The organism is Methylobacterium currus (assembly GCF_003058325.1).
Classification (GTDB): Bacteria; Pseudomonadota; Alphaproteobacteria; order Rhizobiales; family Beijerinckiaceae; genus Methylobacterium; species Methylobacterium currus.
Window position 1 is genome coordinate 4,060,857 of the sequence record NZ_CP028843.1, and the last position, 26,239, is coordinate 4,087,095.

At 68.6% G+C, this 26,239-nt stretch carries 19 protein-coding genes and 1 pseudogene; 15 read left to right on the forward strand and 5 right to left on the reverse strand.

The genetic code is table 11. The features are described from left to right. Nucleotides 1–156: 156 nt before the first annotated feature. On the reverse strand, nucleotides 157–483 hold the full coding sequence (locus tag DA075_RS18960; RefSeq protein WP_099954527.1) for a DMT family transporter: 327 nt from the start codon (nucleotides 481–483) through the stop codon (nucleotides 157–159). A gap of 254 nt (nucleotides 484–737) precedes the next feature. Between DA075_RS18960 and DA075_RS18965 the strand changes: the two genes are divergently transcribed. Continuing rightward, nucleotides 738–1,931: a serine hydrolase domain-containing protein gene (locus DA075_RS18965; protein WP_244936211.1), complete on the forward strand. Its 1,194-nt coding sequence runs from the start codon at nucleotides 738–740 to the stop codon at nucleotides 1,929–1,931. 27 nt (nucleotides 1,932–1,958) lie between these two features. Here DA075_RS18965 and DA075_RS18970 read toward each other — a convergent pair whose 3' ends face one another. After that, complete coding sequence (locus DA075_RS18970; protein ID WP_232387801.1) at nucleotides 1,959–3,338, reverse strand: lipoprotein N-acyltransferase Lnb domain-containing protein; 1,380 nt, start codon at nucleotides 3,336–3,338, stop codon at nucleotides 1,959–1,961. A gap of 443 nt (nucleotides 3,339–3,781) precedes the next feature. Here DA075_RS18970 and DA075_RS18975 point away from each other — a divergent pair, with 443 nt between their 5' ends. Continuing rightward, the gene (locus DA075_RS18975; RefSeq protein WP_099954529.1) at nucleotides 3,782–4,030 is read left to right on the forward strand and encodes a hypothetical protein; all 249 of its coding nucleotides are present in this window, start codon (nucleotides 3,782–3,784) and stop codon (nucleotides 4,028–4,030) included. Nucleotides 4,031–4,467: 437 nt separating this feature from the next. Next, nucleotides 4,468–10,881, forward strand: a complete 6,414-nt coding sequence (locus tag DA075_RS18980; protein WP_099954530.1) for an autotransporter outer membrane beta-barrel domain-containing protein — start codon at nucleotides 4,468–4,470, stop codon at nucleotides 10,879–10,881. A gap of 89 nt (nucleotides 10,882–10,970) precedes the next feature. On the opposite strand, the gene DA075_RS18985 is transcribed toward DA075_RS18980, so the two are convergent. Beyond that, nucleotides 10,971–11,765 (reverse strand): bestrophin-like domain, encoded by a 795-nt coding sequence (locus tag DA075_RS18985; RefSeq protein ID WP_099954531.1) that lies wholly within the window; start codon nucleotides 11,763–11,765, stop codon nucleotides 10,971–10,973. 812 nt (nucleotides 11,766–12,577) lie between these two features. Here DA075_RS18985 and DA075_RS18995 point away from each other — a divergent pair. Then, nucleotides 12,578–13,282: an SLAC1 family transporter gene (locus DA075_RS18995; RefSeq protein ID WP_099954532.1), complete on the forward strand. Its 705-nt coding sequence runs from the start codon at nucleotides 12,578–12,580 to the stop codon at nucleotides 13,280–13,282. Nucleotides 13,283–14,008: 726 nt separating this feature from the next. On the opposite strand, the gene DA075_RS19000 is transcribed toward DA075_RS18995, so the two are convergent. Then, nucleotides 14,009–14,896 carry a LysR family transcriptional regulator gene (locus tag DA075_RS19000; RefSeq protein ID WP_099954533.1) on the reverse strand — a complete coding sequence of 296 codons (888 nt, stop codon included), beginning with the start codon at nucleotides 14,894–14,896 and terminating at the stop codon, nucleotides 14,009–14,011. Nucleotides 14,897–15,038: 142 nt separating this feature from the next. On the opposite strand from DA075_RS19000, the gene DA075_RS19005 reads away from it, so the two are divergent. The 8 genes from DA075_RS19005 to DA075_RS19040 all read left to right on the forward strand — a co-directional run bounded on the left by DA075_RS19005 (nucleotide 15,039) and on the right by DA075_RS19040 (nucleotide 23,299). Then, nucleotides 15,039–15,863 (forward strand): transporter substrate-binding domain-containing protein, encoded by an 825-nt coding sequence (locus DA075_RS19005; RefSeq protein WP_210206990.1) that lies wholly within the window; start codon nucleotides 15,039–15,041, stop codon nucleotides 15,861–15,863. A gap of 1 nt (nucleotide 15,864) precedes the next feature. Next, entirely contained in the window at nucleotides 15,865–16,662 is a 798-nt protein-coding gene (locus DA075_RS19010) for an amino acid ABC transporter ATP-binding protein (protein ID WP_099954535.1), read from the forward strand. 10 nt (nucleotides 16,663–16,672) lie between these two features. Then, complete coding sequence (locus tag DA075_RS19015) at nucleotides 16,673–17,347, forward strand: amino acid ABC transporter permease (protein WP_099954536.1); 675 nt, start codon at nucleotides 16,673–16,675, stop codon at nucleotides 17,345–17,347. Continuing rightward, nucleotides 17,347–18,012, forward strand: coding sequence for an amino acid ABC transporter permease (locus DA075_RS19020; protein WP_099954537.1), 666 nt, complete (start codon nucleotides 17,347–17,349; stop codon nucleotides 18,010–18,012). Before DA075_RS19015 ends, DA075_RS19020 begins: the two co-directional genes overlap by 1 nt. Before the next feature lie 317 nt (nucleotides 18,013–18,329). Continuing rightward, the gene (locus DA075_RS19025) at nucleotides 18,330–19,532 is read left to right on the forward strand and encodes a hydantoinase/carbamoylase family amidase (RefSeq protein WP_244936214.1); all 1,203 of its coding nucleotides are present in this window, start codon (nucleotides 18,330–18,332) and stop codon (nucleotides 19,530–19,532) included. A gap of 48 nt (nucleotides 19,533–19,580) precedes the next feature. Beyond that, a complete protein-coding gene (locus tag DA075_RS19030; RefSeq protein WP_174800101.1) occupies nucleotides 19,581–20,240 on the forward strand; it encodes an aspartate/glutamate racemase family protein in 660 nt (219 codons plus the stop codon). A 16-nt stretch (nucleotides 20,241–20,256) separates the two neighbouring features. Next, on the forward strand, nucleotides 20,257–21,732 hold the full coding sequence (gene hydA / locus DA075_RS19035; protein WP_099954540.1) for a dihydropyrimidinase: 1,476 nt from the start codon (nucleotides 20,257–20,259) through the stop codon (nucleotides 21,730–21,732). A 319-nt stretch (nucleotides 21,733–22,051) separates the two neighbouring features. Beyond that, nucleotides 22,052–23,299, forward strand: a complete 1,248-nt coding sequence (locus DA075_RS19040; RefSeq protein WP_099954541.1) for an FAD-binding oxidoreductase — start codon at nucleotides 22,052–22,054, stop codon at nucleotides 23,297–23,299. On the opposite strand, the gene DA075_RS19045 is transcribed toward DA075_RS19040, so the two are convergent. Then, nucleotides 23,292–24,058 (reverse strand): IS5 family transposase gene (locus DA075_RS19045; RefSeq protein WP_099952440.1). Its coding sequence is split into 2 segments (ribosomal slippage): nucleotides 23,292–23,743 and nucleotides 23,743–24,058, totalling 768 coding nucleotides; the frame shifts between segments, so codons are not numbered across the junction. The genes DA075_RS19040 and DA075_RS19045 overlap by 8 nt on opposite strands. 1 nt (nucleotide 24,059) lies before the next feature. Here DA075_RS19045 and DA075_RS38575 point away from each other — a divergent pair. The 3 genes and pseudogenes from DA075_RS38575 to DA075_RS19055 all read left to right on the forward strand — a co-directional run. Further along, nucleotides 24,060–24,233, forward strand: a pseudogene (locus DA075_RS38575) (FAD-linked oxidase C-terminal domain-containing protein); the annotation flags it as partial. 3 nt (nucleotides 24,234–24,236) lie between these two features. Beyond that, nucleotides 24,237–24,341: an FAD-linked oxidase C-terminal domain-containing protein gene (locus tag DA075_RS38580; protein ID WP_420813164.1), complete on the forward strand. Its 105-nt coding sequence runs from the start codon at nucleotides 24,237–24,239 to the stop codon at nucleotides 24,339–24,341. Continuing rightward, entirely contained in the window at nucleotides 24,341–25,279 is a 939-nt protein-coding gene (locus DA075_RS19055; RefSeq protein ID WP_099954543.1) for a dihydrodipicolinate synthase family protein, read from the forward strand. Before DA075_RS38580 ends, DA075_RS19055 begins: the two co-directional genes overlap by 1 nt. Nucleotides 25,280–26,239: the final 960 nt, after the last annotated feature.

Consider the following 26,239-nt stretch of genomic DNA (forward strand, 5'->3'; position numbering starts at 1 on the left):
CGCGAGCCTCCCCGTCCAGAGCACAGGGAGGCGGCCTGGATGAAGTATCCTCGGGGCCCGTTCGGGGTTCATCCGCACTCTCGGTGTGGAAGGGCGGGACCAGGCGTTGATCCGCGCAGTGGACGAGGGGACGGCCCGGCGCCCGCCACAATCCGCCTAATGCTGGCCCTGCCCGACGGCCAGGATCGTGACACCCAGGGCCACCACCCCGATGCCGACCAGCAGGGTCGCGTTGAGAGGCTCGCCGTACAGCCAGGCCCCGCCGAGCGCGGCGCCCACCATGCCGATGCCGGCCCAGATCGCGTAGACGACGCCGATCGGCAGCATGTTCATGCTGGTCGACATCAGCCACAGGGCGGTGCCGTAGCCGAGGGCCACGATCACGGTCGGAACCGGTCGCGTGAGACCGTCTGCGGCCTTGAGGGCGAGGGTTGCCGTCACCTCGGCGCAGATCGCGAGACCGAGGATGAGGAAAGCGTTCATGACAGCCTGGACTTCCTTGTGGCGCGGGGGCGCCCGGCCGGCGCACGCTTCCCCAGCGGTTTTCCCGCGCAAGTCGTGAACGTTTTCCGTACGGCGGGCCGGGCCCGGATCCCCGGTCCACAGGTTTCGGCCGGTGCCCCGAAGACCTGATCCTGCATCGACGGCGCGTCCGTCCGTCTCCGCATCGGTCGCCGCATCAAGACAATCTTCAGGGTCCGGAGCGACATCAGTTCAGTATGTCTGTGTCGCCCACGATGCCCGAGCCTTCGACCCGCAAGAGCCCCGCTCGTCGGTGGCGCACGCACACCGCGATCGGCGCCGTCCTGGCGGCGGGCTGCGCCTGGGGCGCGACCGCGCTGATCGGCGTTCCCGATCCCGTCACCCTCGCGGCCCTCGCCGTCGTCGAGCCGTCGGCGGTCGGCGCGTGGTTCCCGAGCCGCGTCGTGCCGGCGCCGGCGGAGGCCCGTGCCCTGCCGTTCAAGCCGCGCCGGATCCTCGACCGCGTCGACTGGAAAGGGCAGGAGGTGCCGCTCGCCACGATGCTGGCGGCGACGCACACCAACGCCTTCCTGGTGGTGCAGGACGACGTGCTGGTTCACGAGTGGTACCGCCCCGGAACCGGACCGACGACGCTGTTCCCGTCGTGGTCGGTGGCGAAGTCCGTGGTCTCGCTCATGGCCGGGACCGCCATCGCGCGGGGCAAGCTCTCCGAGACCGACCGGGTCTCGGACCTCCTGCCCGAGCTGCGCTCCGCCGCGGTCTTCGGGAAGATCACCGTGCGCGACCTCCTCGACATGGCGAGCGGGCTCGCCGTGCCGGAGAACTACGATCCGCGTCATCCCCTCACCGGCACGGCCGGGATGTACCTGACCCGGGACATTGCGGCCTTCGTGAAGGATCACGCGCAACTCGCGTTCAAGCCGGGCAGCCGGGGCCGCTACCGCAGCATCGACACCGAGGTGCTCGGCCTGATCCTGGCTCGCGTCGAGGGCAAGCCCCTGGCGGATCTGCTCTCGGAGCGGATTTGGAAGCCGATGGGCGCCGAGGCCGAGGCGACCTGGAACCTCGACCGGTCCGGCGGCCTCGAGAAGGCGTTCTGCTGCATTAACGCGACGGCGCGGGATTTCGCCCGCCTCGGGCTCCTCGTGACCGATCAGGGACGCGCGGGCGGCACCCGGATCATCCCCGCGCGCTGGATCGACCGGATCGGGACGCCGGCCCGCCGCGCGGTGGATGGCTGGCAATACTCCGCCCAATGGTGGCACGCACCCGGCGGCGATGACGGCGACATCTCGGCGATCGGCGTCTACGGGCAGTACGTCTACGTCAATCGCCGCACGGGCACGGTCATCGTGAAGCTCAGCGACCACGGCGCCGAGCAGGACGAAACCGACACCCTCGCGGTGATGCAGGCCATTGCCGCCGATCTCGAAGCCGGGCGGCCCTGAGCCGAACCCCTGGGGCGGCCCCCGCCTTCACGCCTCGGTCGGCCCCGCGCTCGGTGCGGGCCGGCGCCGCACGATCCGGTAGAGATCGGCCATCGGTCCGGCCTGCAGGTTGCGGACGAGGCGGCGACCGACCCCCTTCCAGGCGATTTCCCGCACCGGCGAGACGGGATCCAGGAGGGCGCTCAGGGCGCGGCTGTAGTCGAGGACCAGCCCCGGCGTCCACGTCATCCCGGCGGCGCCGTTCCGCAGCAGGGCCGCGGCCCAGTATTCCGGCGTGGTGAGCGCCCGGGCGAGGCGTCGCCAGGGCCTCCCGGTCCGCGCGAAGGCGCCCTCCACCGCGGCATCGAGCGCGCTCGCCACCGTGGTCGAGCAGTTGCGGCTGATGAAGTTGTAGGTGGCGTCGCGGCGATAGGCATCCCAGAACGCGCGGAGCCCGGCGGCGTCGACGCCGTCGAGCGTGACGGCGACCGTGGCGTCGCACCAATCCGCGGCCTCCTCGGCGTAGGACGGAAGGAACCGCCCCGACACGTCGTTCTCCGGGCCGGCCCGCAGGCTGGAGCGCAAGTTCGCGGTCGAGCGGTCGAGCTCCACGGCGGGATAGTGGCTGATGTAGAGGTCCGTGCCCTGCGCGAGGGCGGCATGCCCGGTGGAGACGATCCCGCGCGCGTTCACGGCGGCGATGTAGCGTCGGATCAGCCGCTGCCGGGCCGGCGTGGTGGCGTGCCCGGTCGGGGTCCAGACGTAGACAGTCAGGCTGTCGGATCCCGTTGAGGCGGGCGCCGAGACCGGCTCCGTCGCCGGATGTTCCGTGGCCATCTGCGGAGTGGCCAATTGATTTGCGGCAATGCGCTTCGCGCGCCGGCCGGCCAGCGCGAACCGCGCGCCGTTGAGGATCAGGAACATGCCGAGGCAGTAGCCCAGCGTTCCGGCGTACCAGGTCGGCCAGGGCTGGAGGTGGAACAGGCCGAACGCGACGCCCAGGGCCCCGAGGGCGGCCGAGCTTCGCCACCCGGAGAACTTGAGCAGGCTCGCGATGACGATCCGGACGGCGCCGTCGACCAGGAAGGCCGTACCGAAGAACATGGCGAGCAGGAAGGTGCTGTGGCGCGTGGCCGCCACGATCAGCACGGCCAGGACCAGCAGCACCCCGCCCTTGAGGAGGCGCAGCCGGCGCGCGGCGCCGAGGGCGGTCACCCCGGCGACGAGCGATGCCGCGCCTTCCGCCAGGAGCAGGAGGCCGAACCAGCGATCCGGGACGTGGACCGCCCCGTCCAGGGAGTCGATCACGATCAGGACGCCGAGCGCCGCGGAGACGAGGCCCGCGACGAGAAACAGATGGGCGCGCCGGCCCACCTCGGCACGTCCCACGAGCAGCAGCCAGAGCGAGGTGTTCCGCGCGCCGCTCACTCCGCGGGGAGTTCGGACGGCCGCCCCGGGGAGGGGAGGGCCGGGCAGGGACGGCGGCAGTTCGGACATGACCGGGCGTCTTCGAGCTGATGGTGAGCGGAGCGCACGATTCACCACTTGCGTGATGACTTTGTTAACGGGTGCCGGTCGCTCCCCAGCCGCTCGGACAGGAGGAGAGAATCCGTCCGCACAACCCGGAGATCGCGACAATTGTCGCGATCGGGTACGTGTCTTCTTCGTGCGCCGGAGAGATGCTGGCGCGGTGCGAGGAGCGAGGCATCCCGGTTCCAACCACCGCCATCCGCCGGCATCGGCAGCCGCCGCGTAACGGGACGACGGCGTCTCACCCATCCACGGGCGGGCGCCCGAGGGCGGCTCCGATGGTGGGGGCCGTGACCGGGCTCGATCCGCCTCGCCGCCGATCGTCATGAGGAGAAGCCGCCATGGAAGCCGCCACGTCAGACCGCGTCGGAACCGGCCCGCAGCATCCGAGCCGGATCATCTTCGTGACCACCGTGGTCGTCGCCGGCGCGGTCGGGCTCGTGACCGGAAAGTTCCTGTCCTTCGTGCTGGCCCTCGTCGGCTGCGCTGCCCTGCTCTGCGCGGGCTACGCGCTGGTCAGGCGCCGACTCGGCTGGAAACCGCTCGACGTCGATTACCTGCTCCATCTCATCGGCGTCATGCATCCGTGAGCCGGGCCGCGCCGGATGCAGGTCGGATCTACGGTCCTCACGCGGCCGCCGTGCCGATCGACATCGTCCCCGGATGGCCGCCCCGAGGCCGACGGCAGCACGTCCATGACAATACAAAGCATCGATCGGTAGATTCGTATCGCCTTGGCGGAATACACATCGTCCGACGTTTTATGATAATCGAAGTCGCGATGTTGTGCGTATCCGCGCCGATGTGGAAGCGTCCGATTCGGCGAGATTAAAAAATTATTAACCATATTGTCGGAATTCCAACGGACGAGTTTCGCGATCGTGTCGGGCTGCCGGGCAGCGACACGTTGCGTCCCGGCTCGTCCGCTCGGTGCATGATCGGTGCGCCCGGACGGCTTCCCGCACGCCATGGAACGTCCCCGATGTCGTCCGCTCACGCCTCGCCCGCTGCGAACCGACCCGGCACGATGCGGCGCAGGCGCGCCCTTTCGCTCCTGACCGGTGTCAGCGGCGCGGCGCTGACGATGGGCTCGGCGCTGTCGGGCGCGGCCGCGGCGGAGCGGCCGGTCCCGGTCGTGGTGCGCGGCGACGACGGTCAGAAGGCCGACGATTTTCTCATCGACGTCTTCGGCACGCTGGCTCGCAACAGCACGCCGGGCAAGGATGGCGGCAGCCTCAGCCTGATCGACGTCGATCCGCGGGCCGCGGCGAAGAACCCTGCCGTGTCGATCGCGGTCGGCTCGACCGGCGGGACGGGCGGCGCCGGGTACGAGCGGGGATGGAACTGGCGGCCCGCGAGCGCCGGCGGGCGCGGCGGCACGGTCTTCGTGACGCTGACCGAGACCGTGACGGGAGCGGGCGACCGGTCGGCACAGCTGCCCCGGTTCTGGGTCTATTCCCGCGGCGGCACCGGCGGCGACGGGCAGATGACGCCGGGCGGCGGCGGCGATGCCGGATCCGCCGTCCTGATCCTGGCGTCGCGGGTATCCACGCAGGGCACCGCGTTCCAGGCCGTTCGCGTCACCTCCGCCGGCGGCGATGCCGGCCACGGAGGCCGCAGCGATACCGACGAGCTGGAGCGCCGGCGCGGCGGGCTGGGCGGCGAGGCCTCGCTGCGGCTGCCGCGGACCGGGGAAGTCGAGACCGCCGGCGACCGGGCGACCGGCCTGGTCGTCGAGTCCCTCGGGCGCGCGGGCTCGCGCAAGGGGAACGACGCCTTCAACGGCCACTTCGCCACGCCGGGCGGGCCGGCGGGCAAGGCCGGCCTGGACAATGCCGGCCGGATCGCCACCCGCGGCGACTTCGCCCTCGGGGCGCTGGTCCAGAGCGTCGGCGGCAATGGCGGCATCCAGGACACGACGGGCGGCGGCTATCCGGGCGCCAGGGGCGGCGATGGCGGCCTGGTGGAGGTGTCCAACGACGGCAGCGTGAGCACGACCGGCGCCTACAGCCTCGGGATCGTGGCGCAGTCGGTCGGTGGGCCGGGCGGCAAGGGCGGCGGCAAGGCCTTCGGCACCGGGGGCACGGGCGGGGAGGCGGCTCCGGGCGGCGACGTCACGGTCACCAACCGGGGCCTCGTGATGACCCGCGGCACGGGCGCGACGGCGATCGTCGCGCAGAGCATCGGCGGCGGGAACGCCCTCTCGGCCCTGCCGCTGGCCGCCCTGGACGTCACCGGGAGCGCGAGCGGCGGCGGCGAGAGCGGGGGATCGTTCGGGCTGTTCTTCGGCAATGGCGGCACCGGCGGGCGGGGGGCCTCGGGCGGGCTCGCCCGTATCGTCAACGACGGTGGAACGGTCCTGACCGAGGGCGCCGACGCCTACGGCCTGCTCGCCCAGAGCGTCGGCGGCAGCGGCGGCGCCGGCGGGGCCACCTCGATCGCGGGCCTCTTCCTGTCGGTCGCCCTCGGGGGGGCGGGCGGTGGCGGCGGCAACGGCGGCAAGGCATCGATCTCCGGCCTGGCGGGCCGGATCGACACGCTCGGGGCCGGCGCGACCGCTGTGCAGGCCCAGAGCATCGGCGGCGGCGGTGGTGTGGGCGGCGAGGCCCGGGGCGTCGCCGGCGGGCTCGGGCTCTCCTTCGTCCTGTCGATCGGCGGCGCCGGCGGCCAGGGCGGCGACGGCGGCGAGGCGCGCGTCGAGAACCGCATGGCCGTGACCACGGCCGGCGTCGCGGCGGCGGGCCTCAGCGCCACGAGCATCGGCGGCGGCGGCGGCATCGGCGGCCAGGGCAACGCCAAGGCCGTCACGATCCCCCTGGTCCTGCCGAACGGCCAGGCGCTGCCGAGCATCGCGATCTCGACGGCGATCGGCGGGAGCGGCGGCCAGGGTGGCAAGGGCGCGGAAGCGATCGCGATCAACGACGGCCGCATCGCGACCTACGGCGACCGGGCCGTCGGCGTGCGGGCGCTCAGCATCGGCGGCGGCGGCGGCATCGGCGGCGATGCGGCGGGCTACGCCCTCGCGGTCGCCCCGCCCGGCCAGCAGGCGGTGGCCGCGGTCTCGGCGCTGGGCGGCACCGGCGGCAGCGGCGGCGACGGCGGCACGGCCACGATCACCAACCGGGGCGCCGTGCGGAGCTCGGGCGAGGCGGCCTACGGCCTCCAGGCGCAGAGCACCGGCGGCGGCGGCGGCGATGGCGGCGGCGCGACGGCGGTCGGCAACGCGCTCAGCCTGCGCCAGAACATCACCCTCACGTCGGCGATCGGCGGCGGCCCGCAGCTCAAGCCGCTCCTCGACAAGGAGGGCCGCATCCAGCTCGACGAGTTCGGCGCCGTCAAGCTGGAGCCGCCGATCGACAACAAGGACCAGGGCGGCGGCAACGGCGGCCGGGTGACGGTCGTCAACGAGGGGCGGGTCGAGACCGGGGGCGCCCTCGCCACCGGCATCCTGGCCCAGAGCATCGGCGGCGGCGGCGGCAATGGCGGCAACGCCACGACGCTGGGCGGCGCGGGCTTCGCCTTCGACAAGACCCTCGATTCCCTGCTCCAAAAGCTGCCGCTCGCCGACAACGCCGCCGTGAGCATGACGGTCGGCGGCCGGGGCGGCCGGGGCGGGGCGGGCGGCGACGTCTCGGTGACGAACGGGGGCACGATCCGCACCGCCGGCACCGCTGCCGCCGGGATCGTGGCCCAGAGCGTCGGCGGCGGCGGCGGCACCGGCGGCGAGGTACAGGGCGCCGCCAAGGGCAAGCTCGACCTGAAGCTCACGCTCGGGGGCTTCGGCGGCGTCGGCAACGGGGGCGGGACGGTCACGGTCGAGACCCTGGCGGGCAGCCGGATCGAGACGTCCGGCGACGGCGCGCACGGCATCGTCGCCCGCAGCATCGGCGGTGGCGGCGGCAGCGGCGGCAGCGTCTCGGCCCGCAAGGACTCCACGCCCGACGCCGTTGGGGCGATCTGGGGCCAGATCAAGCAGTCGATCGGCGTCGCGGCCTACGAGGACTGGGCGAAGGACAAGAAAAACAAGGAAGACAAGGATAATCTCGATCAGTTTATCAAGGACATCAAGGAAAGCGACGCGTACAAGAACCTCGCCGACAAGATCAAGAACTCCGATTTTGGCAAGGCGCTGCAATCCTACGGCAAGAGCGCATCGGACTACCTAAAGGAGCAGAAGGCCGGCAGCGTGAAGCTGCCCGACGTCGCGGCGACCCTGAGCATCGGCGGCGATGGCGGCGCGGGCGGTGTCGGCGGCTCGGTCACGGTCACCAATGCCGGGACCATCGTGACGCACGGGATCCTGTCCCACGGGGTCGACGCCCAGAGCGTCGGCGGCGGCGGTGGCCAGGGCGGCCTCGCCTTCGCGGCGGCCGGCAACAAGACCAACCTCTCCGGCATGGTCGGGGGCACGGGCGGCTCGGGCAACGTCGGCGGCGCGGTCGTGGTCGAGAACAGCGGCACCGTCGTGACGGAGGACGACATGTCCTACGGCCTCTCGGCCCAGAGCGTCGGCGGCGGCGGCGGCCGCGGGGTCGCCGCGACGCTGGCGGGGGGCGCCAAGACCGGCGGTGACGGCAAGGATGGCGGCAAGGACGAGGTGCGCAGCTACTCCCTCACCGTCGGCGGCAATGGCGGCGACGGCGGCGACGGCGGCGACGTCAAGGTCGGGAATACCGGCAGGATCGCGACCGCCGGGGTCGCCGCCCATGCCATCGTCGCCCAGAGCGTCGGCGGCGGCGGCGCCTTCTCGACCCCGGCCGCGAAGGCCGCTCCGGCGAGCGGAGGCGAGGGCAAGAACGAGGGCAAGGGCAAGAACGAGGGCAAGGGCAAGAACGAGGGCAAGGGCGACGGCAGGACGGGGGCCGGTGAGACCTCCGATTCCGCGGCCCTGGTGACGGCGCTGATGTCGGCGCTCGGCATCGAGACGCTCGCGGAGCCCGAGGGGAGCGGCGCGGCACTCAAGACGTCCTACGGCATCACGCTGGGCGGCTCCGGCGGCGCCTCCGGCAAGGGCGGCGACGTGACGGTGACGCAGGGCGGCATCGTCACCACGACCGGCTTCGGCGCCCTCGGCCTGTTCGCGCAGAGCATCGGCGGTGGCGGCGGAACCGTGGATGCCGCGGCCAGTTCCGGTGGGTCCAAGTACACGTTCGGCTTCGGCGGCGCGGGCGGCACCTCCGGCGACGGCGGCGCGGTCACGGTGACCCTGAAGCAGGGCGCGCAGGTGACGACCTCCGGCGACGCCGCGACGGCGGTGATGCTGCAATCGATCGGCGGCGGCGGCGGCTATGCCGGCGCCCACCAGGTGATGGGCTACACGGTCCCGTTCCTGCTGCGGGAGGGGTCGAGCGGCAATGGCGGCGCGATCACCGCGACCGTGGAGCAGGGCGCCGCGATCCGCACCACCGGCGCGAAGGCGCACGGCATTTACGCGCAGAGCCTCGGCGGCGGCGGCGGGGTCGTCGTCGACCTCTCGGGCCTGACTTCCGCGGCGCCGGAGCCGCCGAAGGGCCGGACCCGGTCGAAGGGCGAGGGCGGGGGCATCACCATCACGGCCACGGGCGCGATCGAGGCGCTGGGCAAGGATGCCTACGCGATCTTCGCGCAGAGCGGCGTCCAGCGCAGCGACGGCAGCCTGGATCCCACCCGGTCGGGCAGGACGATCGCCGTCACGGCCAAGGGCCTCGTCACCGGCGGCAGCGGCACCGGGGCGGCGATCCGCATCGATGGCGGCGCCGGCAACGTGATCACCCTCGACGAGCGGGCGGTGGTCGCCGCGGCCTCGGGCCGGGCGATCGTCGGCTCCTTCGCCGACGATCGGGTCGTCAACCGGGGCACGATTCTGGGCGACATCGATCTCCAGGGGGGCACGGCGCTGGCGGGCGACCGGATCGAGAACGGCGCGAGTGACCGGCACGGCGCTATCCTCCGCACGCGTCCGGACGGCATCATCAACGTCGGGGCGAATGGCGGGGTCTTCAACCATGCCATCCTCGACATCGGCGGCGTCGGCACCGTCGCCCGCGCCACCATCACTGGCGACTTCCAGCAGCTCGCCGGCGGTCGCCTGCTGGTCGATGTCGCGCCGACGGCAAGGGACGGTGCCTTGCGCAGCGACCTCCTCGTCGTCAGCGGCGCCGCCGCGCTCGGCGGCACGGTCCAGCCGAACGTGATCGGCGGGCTGCTGCCGGGTCAGTACACCTTCCTGACGGCGGGACGCCTCGGCGAGACCAGTGCGGCGGCCTCCGGCACGGTGATCCAGCCCGGATCGATCCCGATCAGCTGGACGATCGTGCAGGCCGGCAACAGCCTCGCCCTGAGCCCGCAGGCCAACTTCACCGCCCCCCGTGACATGCTCCTGACCAGCGATCAGCGGGCGGTCGCCCAGTCGCTGCAGAACGACTGGGCGATCAGCGCGGCCGGGGCCCAGGGGCGGTTCGCCCAGTTCCTCAAGGTCGGCAGCACGGCGAGCTACGCCGACGCGCTCGACGAGATCACCCCGGAAGCGAACCAGTACGTGCTGACCGACCGCACGCTCGACACGCGCGCCGGGCTGAAGCGGGCGATGAGCTGCCCGGCCTTCGTCGGCACCGGCACGCTGCTGCGCGAGGGCGAGTGCGTGTGGGGCCGGATCACCGGCACCCGCACCAGCCTGTTCTCGTCCGCCGAGGAGAGCGGCTACCGCCAGACCGCCCTGAGCTACCAGGGCGGCCTCCAGACCGAGTTCAGCCCGGACTGGTTCTTCGGCCTCTCGGGTGCCTATACCCGCGCCGGCCAGAGCGGGTCGGACCGCATCACCGGCAATGTGAGCGATGCCGGCGACCTCTCGCTGGCGCTCAAGCATCAGGTCGGACCCTGGCTCCTCGCGGCCTCGGCCAACCTCGGATATTCCTGGCAGAGCAACGTGCGGGCGATCGGCATCGGCGGCGACACCTGGCTGACCCGCAGCAAGTCCGAGGTCCTGACCGCCGGCGGCCGCCTGCGGGCGAGCTACCAGTTCCTCTTCGACGGCTGGTACGTCAAACCCTACGCCGACCTCGACGTGCTCTACACCCACAGCCCGGCCTATTCCGAGACCGGCGCCCCGGCCTTCGACCTCGACGTCCGCAAGCTCGACAAGACGCTGATCGCGTTCAGCCCGACCGTCGAGATCGGCGGGCGCATCGACCTCGATGCCGGCCGCTGGATCCGGCCCTACGCCACGCTCGGGGTGATGCTGTTGTCGGACGACCACTTCACCGGGGTCGCCAGCTTCCGGGGCGACGGCGGCCTCGGCGCCTTCGCGACGACCTCCCGCATCCCCGACCGGCTCGGCGAGGCCGGACTGGGGTTCCAGATCGGTCTCGGCAACGGCATCGAGCTGACCGGCGAGTACCAGGCCAATGTCGGCGACCGCTACCTGTCGCAAACCGGCACCGCCCGGATGCAGGTGCGGTTCTGAGGAGGTGCGGGGGGGCAACACCCCCCCCGCACCTTCGTCAGCGCGACCCCGGGGGCAGCTCGCGGACGAGGGACGGACCGTCGGCGCGATCAGAGGGCGCCCGCCGCCACCACGCTGCGCGCCAGCCGCAAGGGTTCCGGTTTCAGGGCCATCGGTCCGTCGAAGGGCCTCTCGTGCAGGGCGATCACGCCCAAGGTGGTGACCATCGCGGCGGCGAAGAGCAGCAGGGTGACGGCCTGGGCGATCGGCCGCTCCCAGTGCACCAGGCCGATCGAGACCATCGTCAAGCCCGCCAGCACCATCAGTGTCAGCCACTTCGTCTCGTCTTGCTCCGACGCGACCAGCGCGAGCCGCTCTCCGCGCGCCGAGCGCAGCCCCATCACCGCGGCCAGGAGCGCCGACTGCGCGGGCTGGCCCGCTTCCGCGCCGGTCCGCGGGTCGGCCGCTGCCTGGAGAAGGCGGGCCAGCGCCTCGCCGGCCTGCGGAACGCCGCGGCCGGTCTCGGCCATGGCCGGCCATTCGGCGTCGATCACCGCGTCCAGGTAGCCGGTGAGCGCCTTGCGCAGGTCGCTCATGTCCGGAGCCGCGGCATGGCTGAGATCGTAGACGGCCAGCGCGTGCGCACGCTCGGCCTGGACCACGCGCGAGGCCGCCCGCTGGCGCTCCCAGGCGTCGTTGGCGACGAACCCGGTCAGGAGCGCGAGCAGCACCGCGAGGACGCCGATATAGGTCGGCGCGATCCCGATGCCGATCCTGCCGATCCAGGGCCGGGTCCAGGGCAGGTTCGTCACGAGGCTGATGACCGCGCAGACCCCGAAGACGTAGGCCGCGAGCAGGGAGAACACCAGCCAGACTGGCAGGTCGAGCCAGAAACCGAGGATCATGGGAGCACCTGGGACGCGATCGTGCCGGGACGTTAGCCAGGCAAACCCTCCGGATCGGTGAATCGGAATGCACGGAACCGTGTCGAGCGACCCCCGCGGAGCCCGCGCGACCGGCCCGACGCCGTCGATTCCGCAGCGTGCCTGCCGGCATCGGTGTTCCGGCAGATTTTCGCGAATGCTGGAGGCAGAGCGAGGACGATTCGTCCGCGGGAGAGCCGACGTCGATCGCGAATGATGCACGCATTCCCAAGCGACGTCCGGCTAACGTGTCGCTCTTGAACGACCGCAAAGGCATAGCCTGTCAATTTGTGCTTGCGCCAGACAGTCGGTGTCGACGACCATCTATCGTCGGGAAGCGCTGGCCGGCGTGGCGGACCCACGATCGCCTCGGCGAGATGGTGCAGGTCACCTCGCCGCACGGATGGGCCGCCCGATGATCCCGATCCAGATTACTCCCGCCTCATGTTCCGTTGCGCATCGCCCGGTGTCGAGGGGCAACGCGAGCACGCGCTCACCGCCGGTCTCGACGAGGTCGGCGAGCGCGGCAGGGTCGCGCGCCGTTGCGCAGAGCCGCTCACCCGGCGTGACGAGCCCGTGACGAACCAGGTCCTATCCATCTCCACCACCGCTTGGTCATGCCTCGACGAGGCCGAGATCGATGGCCGAACGACCGCCCTCAAGCGTCACGGGACGAAGCTCTCCATTGTCGAAAGCGGAATAAAAGGCGGGATCCCCGTCCATTATCATCCTGGCCGAGACGTGGTCGGTGGCGCATCCGCGCGACGACATCCCGACTTCGCAGGAGGTGGATCATGAGCACGATCTCGCTCGCCGCCGGTTCAAGCCACCCTTTCGTTCACCGACTGAGAGAGGTCGCGGCAAACACGCCAGCCGCTTACTGGCGGACGGGTGGGCTGTGGCAGGGAGTGCGGAGCCCTGCCGCGACGACGGCGGTTCTATACCTCCCGACCGTCGCGGGAAGCTTCGTCTCGGCGGCCGGTGCAGCGACACTGGGCTACCAGGACTGGGGTCAGCTCGCGTTCGGCGCCGGCCTGTTCTCCTGGCTCGCCATGGAATCGGTATTGCTTCACCGCCTGCTGACGGGGGCCGAGACGCCCGTCGCGCTGCGGCCAACCCTGGGCATCCAGTTGGCCCCCGCGCCGGTCGGGGCAATGGCGGACCTCTCGGTCGGCAGTGGGGCGCCGGACCTCCTCGTGCACGCCCTGATCGGCTACGGCCTGCTCCAGGTTCTGGTCCTGGTCCGGCTCTCATCCTGGATCACGAAGGCGGGCGCCGTGCCGGGACTGTGGGCGTTCAGCTTCGGGGCGACGGCCATAGCCACGGCCCCGGTTCGCCTGGTCGCCCACGGCGATGCCGGCGCGCTCGCCGTCCTCGCCCCGGCGTTGTTCGTCGCCGCGAACGGCCTCGTTCTTGGTCTCGCGATCATGACCGCCGCATTCCTCGCGCAGGGCAGGATGTTTGCGGCACCGGCGGCAGCCAGCCAGTTGCGGACGTGATCGCAGCCGGTCGCGACGGAGCGTCTGTCCACGAGTACCTCTGACGGCCGTTCGTTGTTGAGGATCTTGTGGCCTCCCGGCTTGACCATTTCCTGCAGTGGTAGCTTGCGGCAGGAAAGCGGTCATTCCAGCGGCTATGGCTGAAGGTCCGAAAGTGGCGCACTACTGAATAGGCGGCATGTAGGCTGATAGAACTGTCAAGATTTCGGTCATTGCCGTCCACATGTCCGCAAGCGGTGCATGATTCTGGTCCGCGGAGACACCGTCATGCTGTTCCATTTGATTGCGGGCCTACCTCCAGTGCGGAAGGGGAGGGGCCTGGGCTGTCGGTTGAAGGCGGCGAGAGTGCAGCCGCCTTCATCGGCGCGCCATCGGGTCTGAGGCACCGGATCAGCCTCCGCGACCCTCATGCCGGCTTTCGCAGAAGCGAACCGCCATCCAAGTTTGGCTCAACGCTCCCTCAGCCGGTCCTCCGTGGGGCAGCCGGAGAGGCTGCGTCCGCCTTCCGGGAGGCGCAGCGCGCCTCACGCACGAGCTGGGCCCGCGGTTCCGTTGGGCCGTTCGTCGTGCGCGCCACGGCATTCAGGGTGTCCGGCCTGGCGGGACGACGCCCGGGACCGATCGGCGATGGCAGCCAGGCCCGGCTTGCGCCGATCGCGTCGGTGCGTGATCGTCGTCGTAAGCGATCCGGATGCGTGCTCGCCGCCGCACATCTCGCTCACCACCTCACGACTGTTCGGCGATGGCCAGTTTGAGTTGATCGATGAAGGCGCGGACCAGCCGCTTCGGAGCACGCGACTTCTGATAGATTGCATAGGCATCGACACTGACGCTGGGTCGCAGCGGCCGGACTTCGATCTTGTACCGGCTGCCATGGATGCTCGTGAACGAGTCGACCAACGCGACTCCAAGCCCGGCCTCCGCGAGCAGGCAAGCCGTATACGAGTATTGAACCTCGATCGAGCCCTCTGAAGGAGGCTTGTTGAAAAACTCTCTCCGAAGAAGAGAGCCAAATCGGGTGTCCGTCTCGTAGCAGATGAGCGGGTACGCCCTGATCAGGTCCTCGGATATTTCGTGATTTGCTCCGATGGGATGCCCGGGCTGGAAGGCGCAGACCATCTGCCCGGTCCCGATCAGCTCGAATTCCAGGCCGGGCCGCACATAGGGCTCGAGTGAAACCCCGAGATCGGCACGACCGCTCTCGACGCCGTCGATCACCCCCTCGGTGCGATGGACGTCGAACGTCACGCTGACATCCGGGCGCGTGCTCTTGAAGCTTCTCAGCGCCGAAGGAACGACGGCGTTCGCGATCGGAGGCGTCGCCAGCAGGCGCAAGGATCCGACACGAGTATCGCGGACATCGGCAAGTCTTTTGGAGAACGACAGCATCATCTTGAATATCGGCTCGCTGTCCCTGTAGATATCCATCGCCTCCTGCGTCGGAGCCAGCCGGTTGCCGCTCCGCTCGAAAAGCGTGAATCCGAGCTGGCTCTCCATGTGCTTGATCGCATTGCTGACCGTTGGCTGGGATAATCCAAGACTTTGCGCAACGGATACAGTCGTCTGACACTGTATCAACTCACGAAAAATTTGGAGCTGTCGCAGATTGAGCATTTTATTGGCACGTGCCTCAAATTTATCCGACTATAGCCAAGGGCTATAGAAACGCAAGTTTCTTTATAGTGAGGCGGTTGCACGAACTCGGGTCGCGGCTCAATCATCGTGAGAGACAGCACGGAGAGTTGCGATGAGAAGCATGCTGGCGGCCGCCGGTTTCGCGATGCTGGCCGCTCAGGCTGCGGTGGCCCAGACCCCTCTGAGAACGGCCGTCGACGGGACGTTCGCGCCGCATGCGATGCCGAAGCTGTCGGGCGGGATCGAGGGCTTCAACGTCGATCTGGCGGAGGCCCTGGGCAAGAAGCTGGGACGGCCGGTCACGGTCGACACCGCCCAGTTTTCCGGTCTCATCCCGGCGCTCCAGGCCGGGACCTACGACTTTCTCGTCGCCCCCGTCACGGTGAACAAGGAACGTGCCGAGAATCTCCTGTTCACCGAAGGCTACCTGAACAGCGATTTCCAGTTCGTGACGAAGAAGGGCGCGCCCCTGATCACGAAGCTCGAGGACCTTCGCGGCAAGGTCGTCGCGGTGAACAAGGGATCGTCGTACGATAGCTGGGCCCGCGAGATGGCCGACAAGATCGGCTGGAAGGTCGAATCGTACGGAACCCAGACGGATGCCGTCCAGGCCGTGCTGGCGAACCGGGCATTCGCCAACGTCGCCGGCAGCACCGTCCTGCAATGGGCCGCGAAGAACAACCCTCAGATCCAGCTCTCGTTGCTTCATTCGACCGGTTTCGTCTGGGCGATCGCCTTGCGGAAGGACGCAGTCGCACTTCGCAAGGATCTCGACCAGGCCATCGAGTGCCTGAAGGCGGACGGCACCATCGCGGCGCTTCACGAGAAGTGGTTCGGCGTCAAGCCTGCGGCGGGCGCGGTGTCCGTCACGGTCGACACGGGCTACGGCGTTCCGGGCATGCCGAACTACGATCCGACTCCCCACGCTGCGGCGTGCCGAGGCTGACATGCCGAGCGTCGAGCTGTTCCGTCCGATCCGCGATCCCGGTACTGCAGCCGAGCTTTCGCGCGTCGAGCCTCTCCTGCAGATTCGCGACGTGTCGAAGAAGTTCGGGAGCCTCGAGGTTCTCAGGAGCATCAATGTCGACGTGTCTCCGGGCGAGCTCGTTTTCTTGATCGGCCCGTCCGGCTCCGGCAAGAGCACGCTGCTGCGCTGCTGCAATCGCCTCGAGGAGGCGACGAGCGGCTCGATCCGGTTCGACGGGGCGGAGGTGCTGGACCGCACGCTCGACGTGAACGCCCTGAGGCGGCGCATCGGGATGGTGTTCCAGTCCTTCAATCTCTACCCCCACATGACCGCGCTTTCGAACGTGACGCTCGCCCTGCGCAAGGTGCTGGGAAAGTCGCGGCTGGAATCGAAGGCGATCGCGATGGCGGCGCTCGAGCGGGTGGGTCTGGCGCACAAGGCTGACGCCTATCCCGCCGAGCTCTCCGGCGGGCAGCAGCAGCGCGTCGCGATCGCGCGGGGGTTGGCGCTGGAGCCGAAGATGATGCTCTTCGACGAGCCGACCTCCGCGCTCGATCCGGAGCTGGTGGGCAGCGTGCTGGCGACGATGCGCAGCATGCGGGAAGCGGGAATGACCATGCTGGTCGTGAGCCACGAGATGCGGTTCGCCCGGGAGGCGGCCGATCGGGTGGTCTTCATGGAGGGCGGGGTCGTCGTCGAGCAGGGTCCTCCGGCGCAGATCTTCGGGCCGGACGCCCAGCCGCGGACGCGCGCGTTCGTCTCGAACGAAGATCGCTGAAAGATCGCCGATGGATCATTTCATCGACACCTTCTTCAACCCCCAGCAGATCCTGGCGACGTGGCCTGCGGTTCTCATGGGCGCGGTGGTCACGCTGGAGATCGCGGCGCTCGTCGTCCTCACGGGGATCACCGCGGGGATCGGGCTCGCGGTCCTCCGCTGGATCTTCGGCCGGTGGCTGAAATGGCCGCTGCTGTTCTTCGTTGACATCGCCCGGGCCGTGCCGCCCCTCGTCCTCGTCCTGCTGGTCTATTTCGGCCTGCCGAGTGTCGGCATCGACATACCGGGCTTCGCCGTCATTTGGCTCGTGCTGTCCGCGGTGCTGGCAGCCTTCGTCGAGGAGATCGTCTGGGCCGGCCTCATCTCCGTCAAGAAGGGACAACGCGAGGCCGCCCGATCAACCGGGCTGACTGAAATCCAGGCTCTGGTCTACGTGGTCCTGCCCCAGGCCTTGCGCCTCGCCATTCCGCCGCTGACCAACAGAACCATATCGATCACCAAGAACACCGCACTCGGAACCGTCATCGGCGTACCCGAGATCATCAATCAGGCCACGACGGCCGTCTCGTTCTCGGGGAACGCGACGCCGCTTATGATGGGCGCCTTCGCTTATCTTGTCCTCTTCATCCCGATCATCGGCTTCGGCCGGTGGGTCGAGGGGCGGTTCGCCTGGAGGCGTCACTGATGGACATCCTCTCGCAGCAATTCTTCAACCTCGACATCATGTCGAAGGCCCTGCCCCTGATCCTGGAGGGCTTGAAGACTACGCTGCTGATCTGCGTGCTGGTCATCCCGCTCGGGATCCTGGGCGGGATCCTGGTCGCGGCCGGCAGCATGGCCAGGAGCGCCATCCTGCGCCGTGGGCTAGCGCTCCTCGTCGACCTCATGCGTGCGCTTCCGCCCCTCGTTCTGCTGATCCTGATCTACTCCGGCTTGCCGTTCCTCGGGCTCCGGTTGTCACCCCTGGTTGCCGTCTCGATCGCGTTCTTCCTCAACAATGCCGCGTATTACGGCGAGGTCATCAGGGCCGGGATCGAGAGCGTCCCCAACGCGCAGTGGGAGGCGGCGAGATCGACCGGGCTTCGCGCCGATCAGACGTTCGCTTGGGTCGTTCTTCCGCAGGCGTTGAGAAACGTCCTGCCGGACTTGATCTCCAACACGGTCGAGGTCGTGAAGTTGACATCGCTCGCGAGCGTTGTTTCCTTGCAGGAAACGCTCTACTCGGCCGACATGGCGAGATCCCTGACGTTCAACAATTCTCCCCTCGTCCTGGCCGCCATCATTTACTTCGTCATGCTGTGGCCGGTCGTGCGGATCGTGAGCCGTCTGGAGAATGCGTCGGCAAGATGACCGTCGCAATCCACGCGCGGCCTGCCGGTTTCGAGAGGCGCAGGCGAGCGGCGCCGGTGAAGGAAGGCCGGGAGGCGGCGTCATCGGCCGCGAACACGCCCTGTCCGCGCAGCCATCCTTCGTCGGCGCGGTCACGGCCGAGACGTCGACTTCGCGCCGTTCGCAACGATGGGTCGGAGCGCTCCGGCCGCAACCTGGAATTCGTGATGCTACCCACCCGATCATCGATTCCCCGGGCTGCCCCTGCCGAATCGGACCTCATCGCTGCGGTCCAGGCGCAGAGAGGGCTCGTCGGAGATTTCTTCAAGGCCCTCGCCTTGGCCACCAACGGCAATCCCGGGATCACGCGCGACACGTACGGTCCCGGCGAGGACTTCGCCCATCGCCTGCTGGCCGAGCATGGTCGTGCCCGTGGCCTCCTGGTGGAGCGGGACGCCGCCGCGAACACCTACGTCACGCTGCCGGGTCGCGACCGAACGGCACCGCGCCTGGTGATCGGCTCCCATCTCGACAGCGTCCCGCACGGCGGGAACTACGACGGGGCTGCCGGGGTCGTGGCGGGTCTCGTCGCCATCGAAGCCTTGTGCCGGCTGGGCGTCACGCCGCGCTGCGACGTCACCGTGATGGGCATCCGGGCGGAAGAGAGCGTCTGGTTCCAGGTCTCCTACATCGGCAGCCGCTCGGCCCTCGGCACGCTTCCGGCCGCAGCGCTCGAGGCGCGGCGCATCGACGGCGACCGGACCCTCGCCGCTCACATCGCGGAGGCGGGAGGCGATCCGGAGGCGATCCGAGCCGGTGCACGCCATCTCGATCCCGCAACCCTCCGGGCCTTCCTCGAGGTCCATATCGAGCAGGCCGCCACCCTGGTCGAATCCGGTGTTCCGGTCGCCGTCTGCACCGGCGTGCCGGGCAACGTCCGCTACCCCGACGCGCGCGTCGTGGGCCGCCACGATCACGTCGGTACGCCCCGCCGCTTCAGGCGCGATGCGTCCATGGCGGCCGTCGACCTCGCCGCGGCGCTCGACGACCTTTGGGCGCGCGAGGAGGCAGCCGGCATCCCGATGGCGATCACCTTCGGTCGCTTTCACACCGACCCGACCATGCACGGGCTCACCACCGTGCCCGGCAGCTTCTGCTTCAGCCTCGACATGCGCGCATACGATCCCGGAATCCTCGCGCGGCTCGAGGCGGCCATGCTGGCCCGGATCGGCGAGATCGAGGCGCGTCGGACCGTGCGCTTCGAACTGGGGACGCGGGCGAGCGCGGCCGTCGGAGCGGTCGATCCCGCCATCTCCTCGGCCCTCGCGGCCGGTGCCGAGCGCCTCGGGATCCGCACGATACCCCTCGGCAGCCCGGCATCGCACGATGCCGCGGCCTTCGCGGCGGCCGGCGTCCCGATCGCAATGCTGTTCGTGCGCAACGAGCACGGCAGCCACAATCCGAACGAGGCCATGGAGACCGACGACTTCCTCGCGGCCTGCACGATCCTCGCGGACTGGGTGTCCCGCGAGATCGGCTGATTGCCCGCTTCCTCCATCCCTGAACGCATTTCACTCAAGGGAGTGACGATGTCCAGCCGTCGCAGGATCCTGGTGATCAACCCGAATTCCAACGAGGTCGTGACCGAGGGGCTCCGTCAGGCCCTGCTGCCGCTGTCCTTCGCGGAAGGACCGGAGATCGTGTGCGAGAGCCTCCCGGAGGGCCCGCCCGGAATCGAGACGCAAGCGCATGTCGACGGCGTCGCACTGCCGTTACGCCGCCGGATCGAGGCCGCCACCGACGCCGATGCCTTCGTGATCGCGTGCTACTCCGATCCCGGATTGCATGTGGCGCGCGAGGGAACGGCCAAGCCCGTCTTCGGCATCGCCGAATGCGGCGTGCTGACCGCCTTGACCCGCGCCGATCGGTTCGGCGTGATCGCGATCAAGTCGGCCTCGATCCCGCGCCACATCCGCTACTTGCGCCAGATGGGTCTGCTCGAACGCCTGGCCGGAGAACGTCCGCTCGAGATGTCGGTCGCGGAGAGCGCGTCCGGCGAGGGGACGCTGGCTCGGATGATCGAGGTCGGCGCCCAGCTGAAGGCGCTCGATGGCGCTGGCGTCATCGTCATGGGGTGCGCCGGAATGGCCCGCCACCGCCGTCCGCTGGAGGACGCGCTCGGCGTGCCGGTGATCGACCCGACCCAGGCCGCCGTCGCCATGGCCGTCGGTACCGTGTCGGTCTCCTGACGAGGGGGGAACAACGATGTCCGATTACGACCTTGTCATTCGCGGCGGGACCGTCGGTACCGCGACCGCCTCCTTCCCGGCCGACGTCGCCGTCAAGGACGGCAGGATCGCGGCGGTCGGCCTCGGGTTGCCGGCCGGAGCGCGCGAGATCGACGCCACCGGCAAGTTCGTCCTGCCCGGCGGCATCGATACCCATGCCCATGTCGAGCAGGTCTCCGCCAACGGCTTGATGAATGCGGACACCTTCGAGAGCGCCACGACCTCGGCCGCCTTCGGCGGCAACACGACGCTGATCGCGTTCGCCGCGCAGCACCGGGGCCTCGACCTGCGCAAGGTCGTCGACGACTACGCGGCGTTGGGACGGCGCGGCGCCCTGATCGACTACGCATTCCACCTGATCGTCGCCAATCCCGACCGCAAGACCATCGAGACCGACCTGCCGGCCCTGATCCGGGAGGGGCATGCGTCGATCAAGGTTTTCATGACCTACGATCTCATCAAGGTCGACGACGAGCCGTTGCTCGACCTACTTCTCACCGCGCGGCAGAACCGTGCCCTGGTCTGCGTCCACGCCGAGAACCACGGGATGATCGCCTGGATGGGGAAACGGCTGGTCGAGAAGGGTTATTCCGCACCGAAGTACCATGCGATCAGCCATCCTCGCGGATCGGAGGCGGAGGCCATCAACCGGCTCATTACCGCGGCCGAGCTGCTCGATCAGCCGATCATGGTCTTCCACGTCTCGACGGCGGAAGGAGCCGCCGTCATACGCCAGGCCCGCGGGCGCGGGTTGAAGGTCTTCGCCGAGACCTGCCCGCAATACCTGTTCATGACAAAGGACGATCTCGACCGGCCCGGCGTCGAGGGGGCGAAGTGGATGTGCTCGCCGCCGACGCGCGAGGTGGCCGACCAGACCGCGCTCTGGCAGGCGCTGGCGCTTGGCGACCTTCAGACCGTCACCTCCGACCATGCGCCCTACCGCCTCGACGAGACCGGAAAGCTCGCGGCAGGCCCCAATCCGACCTTCAAGCAGATCGCGAACGGGATGCCCGGGCTCGAGACGCGCCTGCCGCTGCTCTTCGATGCACTCGTGTCCCGCGGCCGGCCCGAATTCGAGGGGAGGGGGCTCGAAAGCTTCGTCCGGCTGACCGCCACCGCGCCGGCGGCCATCTACAACCTGCCGGGAAAGGGCGCCCTGCTCCCGGGCTACGATGCGGATATCGCCATCTGGGATCCGGAGCGGACCGTCACGATCAGCGATGACCTCATGCACGACCGCACGGGGTTCACCCCCTTCGCCGGCACGGTCGTTCGCGGCTGGCCGGAGCGGGTCCTGCGCCGTGGCGAGGAGATCATCGCCGACGGCGCATGCAAGGCCATCCCCGGATCCGGACGATGGCTCGGTCGCCAGGGCGGCTGGGCGGCCGAGCCGACCGGCAGGCTCGTCGCCGACATGGACCCTCGTCGAAATTTCGGTGCCGAGCTGCTGTGACAGCCCTCGTACATCGTGAGACTTAAGAAGTATCGCTAAAATTAATGCCGGATCCGCGTTAAAAAATCTTCGGTACAGTCAGAATTTCGGCGAAATCATTGTTGGTCCGCCAACGCAAATCCACCGAGCGGCTCGCCCGGGATGTTCGGCGAGTTTGCGCCTTGGTCGAGACCGATCTCGTACTGCACCTGAGTCGATGCCCGGCTCGAGATAAAATTCGTCTGACGGAGCGACATTGCACGCAGGGACGGCTGACGGCAGAATTGCCTTCGTCTTCCTGTGTCTGCTGTCGCGAAACATAGTTCAAGGGAGACAATCCGTGAGCGATGTGATCGCACAACTCGCTGCCATCGTCGGCGAGCACAACGTCATACTCGGGGAGGAGCAGACACCTTTCCTGACCGATTGGCTCGGCAAGTATCGGGGGCGCGCCCTCGCCGTCGTGCGGCCGGGATCCGTCGACGAGGTGTCGGCCGTCATGGCACTGTGCGCCGAATGGAATGTCCCGGTCGTACCCCAGGGGGGCAACACCAGCCTCTCGGGAGGCGCGACCCCGGACCGGACGGGCGAGGCCGTGCTGCTGTCCCTGGCCCGGATGAACCGCGTGAGGGCGGTCGATCCCGTCGGAAACACCATCACTGTCGATGCAGGCGTCGTCCTTGCCAACGTTCACACCGCCGCGAGCACCGCAGACCGCTTCTTTCCCCTCAGCCTCGGCGCCGAGGGGAGCTGCACGATCGGCGGCAACCTGGCTGCCAATGCCGGTGGCGTCGCCGTCCTGCGCTACGGGACCATGCGCGAGCTGACGCTGGGGCTGGAGGTAGTGCTGTCCGACGGACGAGTTTGGGACGGATTGACGGCTCTGCGCAAGGACAACACGGGCTACGCGTTGCGCGACCTTTTTATCGGGTCGGAAGGCACCCTCGGCGTCATCACGGGCGCCGTGCTGAAGCTGTTTCCGGTGCCGCGCGCGCGCGCGACCGCCTTCGTCGCGGTGCAGGACGTCAATGCCGCTCTCGCCCTTCTCTCCATCGTGAGAGCCAGAGGCGGCGACCGCCTAACGGCGTTCGAGTTCATGACCGGGGACACGATCGCCCTGATCCTCAAGCACGTGTCGGGCACACGCCTTCCGCTCGAAACCCTGCCACCCGCAGCCGTCCTGATGGAACTGTCCGACACCGACGACGAGGTGGCCTTGATCGGGCGCCTGGAAGAGGTTCTCGCGAGTACGATCGAGTCGGGCCTCGTACTGGATGGCGCCCTCGCGCAGGACGGCACGCAGTCCAAAGCTTTCTGGCGGATCCGCGAAGGCGTGTCCGAGGCCCTCGTCCGGGAGGGGATGGCCGCGAAACACGATGTGTCGGTGCCGACCGCGGCCTTGGGCGCGTTCGTGGCGCTCGCCGATGCTGGGGTGAAGGCCGCGCTGCCCGGGGTGCGCCCGATCGTGTTCGGGCATCTCGGCGACGGCAACCTTCACTACAATCTGCTGCCCCCCGTCGGCCTCGATCAGGGACGGTGGACGGCCGAGATGCCGGCCCTCACCCGGCTAGGGCCTGTCGTCACTTGATCCAGAGGAGCGTAGCGGCGAGGCAGAGGACGCCCATGAAGCTGACGGCAGTCTTCTCGTAGCGTGTGGCAACGGCCCGCCATTCCTTGAGGCGCGCCCACAGTCGCTCGACGATGTTGCGATTGGTGTAGATCCAGTCAGGACAGGCGAGCGGGGCCTCGTTGCTCTTGGTCGGGATCGCGGGCCGGGCCCCGGCGGTCCAGATCGCCTCGCGAAAGCCGTGGCTGGAGAAGCCACGGTCGGCCACCACCCACTTCGGCACCCCGGGCAGTTGATCGAGCAGCGGAAGGGCGTGGGGCAGTTCATGCGCCTGACCGGGCGCGAGGCGGAAACCGACGGGGCGGCCCCGTCCATCGGCGATCACGCAGGCCTTGGTGCCATAGCCGCCACGCGAGCGGCCAAGAGCTTCACGATGGTCTCGCTCGGCTCCAGATCCCCCCTTTTGGCCGCGCCCGCCGCCTTCTGGTGGGCTCGAATGTTCGTGCCGTCGAGAAACACCATGCCCAGCGCGACGCCGCGGCTCTGCACGAGGTCGAGCAGCCGCTCCCAGACGCCGGCGCGCGCCCAGCGGATGAAGATCTGGGCGGCCTGCCACCAGGGACCCAACTCGGCTGGAATGGCCCTCCAAGAGGCGCCGTTGTGATGCCGCCAGAGGATGGCTGAGATCGTGCGGCGCAGCTCTTGGGGCGGCGTCTTGCCTTTGGGCCGGCAGGCTTCCACCAGCGGTTCCAGTTCGGCCCACTGAGCGTCCGTCAGCATCGTGTCTCCTCGCTCAAAGCGGGGAAACGCTCATCCTCGCAGAGAGTTCAAGCGACAACAGGCCCTAGTCCATGACGAGACACGCCGCCAGCGCGGCTCGATCAGCGCGGAGCACGGCATCGGTCAGCTTCGCGTCTCCGAGATGGAGCGCTGCAAATCCCCGGTCGAGCTCGACCTCATGACGTCGATCAAGGCCCTGCTCGACCCGCGCGGACGATTGAATCCCGGCAAATTGCTGCCAGGCAGCCGCACGACCAACGATCTTGCAAGAGGAGCAAACTGATGTCGCTTCTGACCGAAGCCGCCAAGGGCGTCTATGTCATCGCGGTGACCCCGTTCAAGGACAACGGCGAACTCGACTTGTCCAGCACCGATCGGATGGTGGACTTCTATCTCGAGAAGGGGGCGTCGGGGCTGACCATCCTCGGGATGATGGGTGAGGCGCCGAAGTTGACGGCGGAGGAATCGCGCACCTTCGTCCGCAGGGTGCTGGCCCGCGTCGACGGCCGCGTGCCGGTCGTCGTCGGTGTCTCCGCCCCGGGATTTGCCGCGATGAGGGAGCTGAGTGCGAGCGTCATGGGCGACGGCGCGTCCGGCGTGATGGTGGCCCCCCCGTCGACGGTGCGGACGGACGATCAGATCGTCTCCTATTACGGCATGGTCGCGGACACGCTCGGACCCGACACACCGTTCGTTCTCCAGGACTTTCCTCTCTCAACCACGGTGCAGATCTCGCCCGACGTCATTCTGAGGATCGTCGAGAATCACCCCACCTGTGTGATGCTGAAGCACGAGGATTGGCCGGGGCTCGCGAAGATCACGGCCTTGCGCAAGGCGAGCGCAGCCGGATCCCGCCGCATCTCGATCCTCGTCGGGAACGGCGGCCTCTTCCTCACGGAAGAACTCGCGCGAGGCGCCGACGGCGCGATGACGGGCTTCGGTTATCCGGAGATGATGATCGAGGTCTGCAGGAATTTCGCGGCGGGTGATGCGGAAAGGGCACGAGACATCTTCGATGCGTATCTCCCTCTTGCCAGGTACGAGCAGCAACCGGGGCACGGTCTGGCAATCAGGAAGCATATCTTGGCCAAGCGGGGCGCCATCGCGTCTGCTGCCGCCCGGAAGCCAGCTTCCGCGCTGTCGAATGCCGACATCGCCGAGATCGATGCGCTGATCTCACGTCAGGAGCGCCGATTGAGCGAGATCAATCAGGGTATTTAGGTACCGACTGAAATCTCAGTCGTCCTTCAAAATAAAGGCCGCTCGCCCAGCGCCTAGCAGTCTCTAATTCGATCAGGCAGTCGGTCATGAAGCGAGCTTGCGGCTTGATCGAATCCACAGCGCCATCGAACGGACCCGTTCGATGGCGCTACCTCAACCCAGTCCACCACACGGCCGCACCTTAAGCATTTTTTATACTGTACTGCATTAATTAATAAGAGATAATGGTTCAATCTCACCTATTATCAGATAAAAACACTTATCAAAATCCGTTTATAAAGATTTGTGCCCCGAAAATTCAAATAAATCAGATTGTAACAATTCATTGGCGCGATTTTAATCGAATTGTCTCCATCATCGATTGCTGTGGTGCATCGAATGGGTTGAACGAGGCGTGCGTCAGAGGCGCTTCGTCCTCTCGCCTGAGGAGAGCTGAGCTCTCGGTGTCGACCTGCGCCTGCGAGTCGGCAGCACATTGAACGTCGTCGTGTTAACGCCACGCTGCAGCCTCCGTCGCCTGCCGCTCGGCTTGTTCTTGGATCCTTGAAAGCCGCCCCGCATCGATCCGTGTGGTCAGCTCGCACTCGACCGCAGGCTCCGCATCACGGTCGCTGTTCGAGGGCTGGAGCCGCGACGCGTCTGCTATCATGAGGTCGGATGCTGAATGAGAAGCGGTCACTCCGCCAGCGCTCGTCGAACGTCCGGAAGCGGCGCAAAGCAGAGACTCGCAACTCTAGCATAACTCCGCTTGTCGAGCGTATGGTTCGCCGACGAGCGGCCTTCTGCACTGAGCGGTGCTGTGACAGCGATATCGCTTCGGTCAGCCGCACGCCCTGCCGGCCAGCCTCGGTCATGAACCCGGATTGCAGGTCGTGTGGCGGAGACCAGCACCGGCTCGAGCCCAGCCCGGGCGCAGCGCGCCTTCAGGATTGCCGTCACGCTCCGGGAATCAAGTGCCGC